The organism is Microbacterium sp. HSID17254 (assembly GCF_003989315.1).
Taxonomy (GTDB): Bacteria; Actinomycetota; Actinomycetes; order Actinomycetales; family Microbacteriaceae; genus Microbacterium.
This window is the reverse complement of sequence record NZ_RBLT01000123.1, coordinates 1-992: the sequence shown is the minus strand read 5'-3', so window position 1 is coordinate 992 and position 992 is coordinate 1. Positions and strand designations below refer to the sequence as shown.

At 71.9% G+C, this 992-nt stretch carries 1 protein-coding gene; it reads left to right on the top strand.

What is annotated here, in order from left to right:
• Positions 1–644: OB-fold nucleic acid binding domain-containing protein (locus D8M34_RS18055; RefSeq protein ID WP_238695722.1), on the top strand; the 644-nt coding region annotated here is incomplete at its 5' end.
• Positions 645–992 lie beyond the last annotated feature (348 nt).

Below are 992 nucleotides of genomic sequence, written 5' to 3'. Positions count from 1 at the left end.
CCCCCGGGAAGGGCGAGTACTCGCGCACCGAGCTGCTCGCCCGCCAACGCGAGCTGCTGCGGCTGGACGTGTCCGTGCAGCCCCTGGACGGCGCCGAACACGTCATCCGCCGGCACGCCCCCCGGCCGATCGCGACCCTTCTCGCGGACAGACGCGAAGGTGTTGTGCGACTCGCCGGCATCGTGACCGCCGTCGAGCGCCGAGTCGACAGACGTGGTCGACCCTGGGCCATCTGCACGATCGAGGATCTCGATGCCTCGATCGAGGTGCTGTTCTTCGCCGACGCCTTCGCCGCTCACAGCAGCGACCTCACCACGGATACCGCACTGGCCGTACACGGCCGGACGAGCCTGCGAGGCGACACCCTGACCGTGCTCGCCGGCTCGCTCGTCCGTCTGGAGCTCGGCGACGGGAGCGGGCCCGTCCTCGAGATCACGGGCCTGCCCCGGTTGGTCGACGAGGACACCGCGATCGAGCTTCGGCAGACGCTGCAGGCACACCACGGCGACACTCCGGTCCGGATACGTCTGGTCTGTGTGTCGGGACCGCGGAGGCTGGCGCTCGACCACTACCCCGTGACGCCGGCAGCGGCCCTCATGGGCGAGCTGAAAGCGATTCGCGCAGTCACGGGGGCCACGCTCTAGGCTTCCCGTGGCGTCGCCTCGCAGGCGCCGGGCCAGGCTCGCGGGCGGACCGCGACCCCTGCTCGGCGCGCGCCACATCAGCTGCGAACTCGCCCGGCTGCTCACCGCCACCCAGGCACGCCCGATCGCGACGTGACAGTCCCGGAAGCATTCCACCGGCCCACTCGGCGCAGTCCGCCGTCGCTCGTCACCGTTGCAGCGGCTGCCGCTCGTCGGCGCCGGTCGGCGCGTGCCCGGCCCACTGACCGTATGCACGGTCGGCACGCGGCTGGGCACCCCCCCGCTCCTCTGCTCCCGCATCCTCGGCATCGGCCGCGGGACGACCGAGATGATGGACGAGATCATCGC